The following is a 5,258-nucleotide window of genomic DNA, read 5'->3' on the forward strand; positions in this document are numbered from 1 at the left end:
GGCCGTGGCCGGGCCGGTCTGGGTGAGGGTCCGGGTCTGCACGGGGGCGACCTCCAGGATGATCGCTGCCATGGAGGGCGGCAGCGGTACGTCGGGGGCGGAGTCGGCGGCCTCGCCGCTGTCCGTCCCGTACGCGATGAGCGCGACCGCGGGGGTCCCGTCACCGTCGGGGACGGGTCGGCCGCGCTCCGAGGACTCAGGCACCGCCCCCCAGTGTGGGGTACGACACATCGTCCCCACGAGGGGCGTGCGATGACTTTTTGCGACCGGACGGTGACGGGCCGGTCACCCGCCCCCGGCCGGGAGGGCGCGTCCGGCCGCCGGGCCGCGGCCGGGGCTGCGGGCCCTACAGCGCCGCCGCGCCGTGCTCCCGCAGGGACTGGTCGTACTGCTGGAGCACCCACAGCTCGTTCTGCACCGCGGTCAGTTCGGCCGGGTCCGCCTGCGTGCCGAGGCGGGTGAGGCGGCTGGTGATATCGCGGATGCGGCGTTCGACCGCGCGGCGGCGGACGGTGACCAGCTGGGCGCCCGCATAGGTCTCGTCGACCTCCTTGACCCCGCGATGCAGCAGGATCGCCTCGACGGCCAGCTCGGTGACCATGGCGCGGACGGTGTCGTCGGGGGCGGCGTCGCGGACCCGGATCAGATACTCCTGCGGGTCCTGCGTGCCGTACTCGGCGCCGCCGGCGTCCATGATCGCCTGCCGGACGGCCGCGTAGGGCGGGGCCGTGAACTCGTCGACGCCGTACGCGTCGAAGGCCGGGGAGACCAGCTCCGGGCGCTGGAGGGCCAGCTTGAGCAGTTCCCGCTCGGTGGCGAAGACCGGGTTGCGCAGGTTGAGGGCGGGGCCGCGCGGTCCGGCCGGGGCGGCGGCGTACTGCTGCGGGGGGCCGCCGTGCTGCGGTCGGCCGGGCCGCTCGGGGGCGGGCCCCTTGCCGCCGCGGTCGCGGGCCCAGCGGGCCAGCTGGGCGACGCGCTTGACGACGAACTGGGTGTCGAGGATGCCGAGCATGCCCGCGAGCTGGACGGCGACCTCGTGCTGGGCCCCGCTGTTCTTGATGCGGGCGACGACCGGCGCCGCCTCGTCGAGGGCGGCGGCGCGTCCGGCCGGGGTGTCCAGGTCGTAGCGGCCGACGATCTGCCGCAGGGCGAACTCGAAGAGCGGGGTGCGGGGTTCGGCGAGGTCGGCGACCGCGTCGTCGCCCTTGGCCAGGCGCAGGTCGCAGGGGTCCATGCCGTCGGGGGCGATGGCGATGTACGTCTCGGCGGCGAACTTCTGGTCGTCCTCGAAGGCGCGCAGGGCGGCCTTCTGCCCGGCCGCGTCGCCGTCGAAGGTGAAGATCACGCGGGCGCTGCCGTTGTCCATGAGCAGGCGGCGCAGGATCTTGATGTGGTCGCCGCCGAAGGCGGTGCCGCAGGTGGCGATGGCGGTGGTGACACCGGCCAGGTGGCAGGCCATGACGTCGGTGTAGCCCTCGACGACGACGGCGCGGGAGGACTTCGCGATGTCCTTCTTCGCCAGGTCGATGCCGTAGAGGACCTGGGACTTCTTGTAGATCGCCGTCTCGGGGGTGTTGAGGTACTTGGGGCCGTTGTCCGCGTCGTACAGCTTGCGGGCGCCGAAGCCGACGACGTCGCCGCCGATGTCGCGGATGGGCCACATCAGCCGGCCGCGGAAGCGGTCGATGGGGCCGCGGCGGCCCTCCTGGGCGAGGCCGGAGAGGATCAGCTCCTTGTCGCTGAAGCCCTTGCCGCGCAGGAAACGGGTGAGGTGGTCCCAGCCCTGGGGGCTGTAGCCGACGCCGAAGTGGACGGCGGCGGCCTGGTCGAAGCCGCGCTCGGCGAGGAAGACCCGGCCGGTCTCGGCCTCCGGGGAGGTGGCGAGCTGCTCCGCGTACCACTCGGCGGCGATCTTGTGGGCCTCGACCAGGCGGATGCGCTCGCCGCGCTGGTGGGCGGGGTTGTACCCGCCCTCCTCGTAGCGCAGGGTGATGCCGGCCTGGGCGGCGAGGCGCTCGACGGCCTCGGAGAAGGAGAGGTGGTCGACCTTCATCACGAACGTGATGGTGTCGCCGCCCTCCTGGCAGCCGAAGCAGTGGAAGAGGCCCTTGGCGGGGCTGACCTGGAAGGACGGCGACTTCTCGTCGTGGAAGGGGCACAGCCCCTTGAGGTTGCCGCCGCCGGCGTTGCGCAGCTGGAGGTACTCGGAGACGACGGCGTCGATCGGGACCGCGTCCCGTACCGCCTTCACGTCCTCGTCGTTGATCCGTCCAGCCACACCGTGAGTCTACGGTGCCGCGCGGACACTCCCGGGGCGGCGGCGGCCCCCCGCCGCCGGGGCCCGGGAACCGCGCCGCGGCCCGCCCGTCAGGGGGCGAGGCTGTCCAGCGGGACGTGCGGGTCGGCCAGGGCGTCCGTGTCCACGACCGCCCGGGAGCGGATGAGGCGCTGGACGGTGTCGGTGACGTCCCAGATGTTGACGTTCATGCCCGCCAGCACCCGGCCGTCCCTCACCCAGAACGCGATGAACTCGCGCTTGCCGGTGTCGCCCCGGACGACCACCTGGTCGTAGGAGCCGGCCGGGGCCCAGCCGCTGTACTCCATGCCCAGGTCGTACTGGTCGGTGAAGAAGTACGGCACGCGGTCGTACGGCTCGTCCCGGCCGAGCATGGCGCGGGCCGCGGCCGGGCCGCCGTTGAGGGCGTTGGCCCAGTGCTCGACGCGCAGCCTGGTCCCGAACAGGGGGTGCGGGAAGGACGCCACGTCGCCGGCCGCGTGGATGTCGGGGTCGGAGGTGCGCAGCTGCTCGTCGACCAGGATGCCGCCGCCGTCGGCGGGGTCGGCGAGGGCCAGGCCGGCCGCCTCGGCGACGCCGGTGCGCGGGGCCGCGCCGATCGCCGCGAGGACCGCGTGCGCGGGGTGTTCCTCGCCGTCGTCGGTGCGGACGGCCAGCACCATGCCGTCCTGGCCGGTGATCTCGGTGAGGGTGGCGCCGAAGTGGAAACGGACGCCGTGCGCCTGGTGCAGGTCGGCGAAGAGCTGGCCCAGTTCGGGGCCGAGGACCGAGTGCAGCGGGGTGGTGCCCCGGTGCACGACGGTGACCTCCGCGCCGTAGCCGCGGGCGGCCGCGGCGACCTCCAGGCCGATCCACCCGGCCCCGGCGATCACCAGGTGGCCGTTGTCCCGGCCGAGGGAGGCCAGGACGCCCTTGAGCCGGTCGGCGTGGGCGAGGCGGCGCAGGTGGTGGACGCCGGCCAGGCCGGTGCCCGGGATGTCGAGGCGGCGGGGCTCGGCGCCGGTGGCCAGCAGCAGCTTGTCGTAGCGGACGGTGGTGCCGTCCTCGCCGAAGCGGACGGTCTTCGCGGCGCGGTCCAGGGCGTCGACGGTCTGGCCGAGGTGGAGTTCGACGTCGTGGCGGGCGTACCAGGCGGGCTCGTGCACCAGGGCGCTGTCGCGCTCGTCCTTGCCGAGGAGGTAGCCCTTGGACAGGGGCGGGCGCTCGTAGGGGTGGTCGCGTTCGTCGCCGATCAGTATCACCCGCCCGGTGAAACCCTCCGCTCGCAGCGTCTCGGCCGCCTTCGCGCCGGCGAGTCCGCCTCCCACGATGACGAATGTCTGATCCGCGTCGACCACGTGATGCCTCCTCTTGAGGGTGCCGCCACATGCGAGCCTCCCGCACGCACAGTGATGCGGGAAGGGGGAGTGACCCGATCAGGCCACGCAGGGTCACGATCGGACGGGCTCGCGCCCCCTCGTGTCTCACCGGTCCCGGTGGTGCCGGTCCTGTCTCCTTCCTGCCCCGGTCAGCCGGGCGTGAAGCGAACGGGCCGAGGCGTCGGTGAGGGACGCCAGTTGGTCGACGACCACGCGTTTGCGGGCGCGGTCGTCGGGGGCCCGGTCGAACAGGGTGCGGAACTGGGGGTCCAGGCCCTCGGGGGCGCGGGCGGTGAGCGCCTCGGCCAGTTCGAGGACGACGATCCGCTGGTCGGCGCGGAGCTGCTCCTGTTCCGCGCGCTGCATGACGTAGCGGTCGGCGACCGCCTTGAGCACGGCGCACTCCATGCGGGTGCCCCGCGGGACGACGAGCTCGGCCCCGTACCGGGTGAGCCGGCCGCTGCCCCAGGTCTGCCGGGTGGCGCCCTCGGCGGCGAGGCAGAACCGGCCGATGAGCTGGCTGGTGGCGTCCTTCAGCCGGGCCTGGGCGACGGCGGTCCCGTCGTAGCCGTGCGGCCACCACTCCTGCGCGAGGAGCCGGTCGAGGGCCTCGGCGAGTTCCGCCGGGTCGGTGTCCGCGGGGACGTAGCGGCCGATCGCGACGGCGAAGACCGCCTCCCGCTCCGGGTCGGCGTGCAGGCAGTTGGGGTCGATGTGGCCGGCGTGCAGACCGTCCTCGACGTCGTGCACCGAGTAGGCCACGTCGTCGGACCAGTCCATGACCTGCGCCTCGAAGCAGATGCGGGCGCCGGGGGCGTCCTTGCGGAGCCAGTCGAAGACCGCGCGGTCGTCGTCGTACACCCCGAACTTCGGCGAGGCCGGGTCGGTGGGGTGGGCGTCCCTCGGCCAGGGGTACTTGGTGGCGGCGTCCAGCGCGGCGCGGGTGAGGTTCAGGCCGACGCTGGTGACGTCGCCGGTGGCGGGGTCGGTGACGAAGCGCTTGGGTTCGATCCGGGTGAGCAGGCGCAGCGACTGGGCGTTGCCCTCGAAGCCGCCGCAGTCCTCGGCGAACTCGTTCAGCGCCTGTTCGCCGTTGTGCCCGAAGGGCGGGTGGCCGAGGTCGTGGGAGAGGCAGGCGGCCTCCACCAGGTCGGGGTCGCAGCCGAGGGCCGCGCCGAGCTCGCGGCCGACCTGGGCGCACTCCAGGGAGTGGGTGAGGCGGGTGCGGGGGCTGGCGTCCCAGACCGGGTTGGCCTCCCCCGGGGTGACGACCTGGGTCTTGCCGGCCAGGCGGCGCAGCGCCGCGGAGTGCAGCACGCGCGCCCGGTCGCGCTGGAAGGCGGTACGCCCGGGGCGCTTGTCGGGCTCGGCGGCCCAGCGCTCGACGGCCGCCGGGTCGTATCCGGCGGGCGGGACGTGGTTCTCGTACGGGGAGCGCGCGGCGGGGGTGTCCGACGGGAAACCTTCCATGCGCCGACAGTAGACGCAGGCACGGACGAACGGGGATGCGGGAGGGGAAGGGCGCCGGACGGCGCCCGCCGAGAGGGGCGGGGCACCGGCGGGGACCCCGGCCCCCCGGGGCGCCGGGGGCTGGGGGGCGGGGA

General features: G+C 74.2%; 3 protein-coding genes and 1 pseudogene. All 4 read right to left on the bottom strand.

The annotated features are described in order from the left end of the window. Window positions 1-204 (bottom strand): annotated as a pseudogene (locus G3I53_RS15740) (RNA polymerase sigma factor); the annotation flags it as partial. Window positions 205-346: 142 nt separating this feature from the next. Then, window positions 347-2,278, bottom strand: a complete 1,932-nt coding sequence (dnaG, locus tag G3I53_RS15745) for a DNA primase (RefSeq protein WP_164335709.1) — start codon at window positions 2,276-2,278, stop codon at window positions 347-349. An 89-nt stretch (window positions 2,279-2,367) separates the two neighbouring features. Beyond that, on the bottom strand, window positions 2,368-3,633 hold the full coding sequence (locus tag G3I53_RS15750) for an FAD-dependent oxidoreductase (RefSeq protein WP_164335711.1): 1,266 nt from the start codon (window positions 3,631-3,633) through the stop codon (window positions 2,368-2,370). A 126-nt stretch (window positions 3,634-3,759) separates the two neighbouring features. Next, a complete protein-coding gene (locus G3I53_RS15755) occupies window positions 3,760-5,124 on the bottom strand; it encodes a deoxyguanosinetriphosphate triphosphohydrolase (protein ID WP_164335713.1) in 1,365 nt (454 codons plus the stop codon). Between the last annotated feature and the right edge of the window lie 134 nt (window positions 5,125-5,258).

Source organism: Streptomyces sp. SID14436, from assembly GCF_010548465.1.
GTDB lineage: Bacteria > Actinomycetota > Actinomycetes > Streptomycetales > Streptomycetaceae > Streptomyces.

Bases quoted from the DNA above. Each gene is read 5' to 3' on its own strand.
- G3I53_RS15755 (WP_164335713.1), bottom strand. From the start codon at position 5,124: ATGGAAGGTTTCCCGTCGGACACCCCCGCCGCGCGCTCCCCGTACGAG.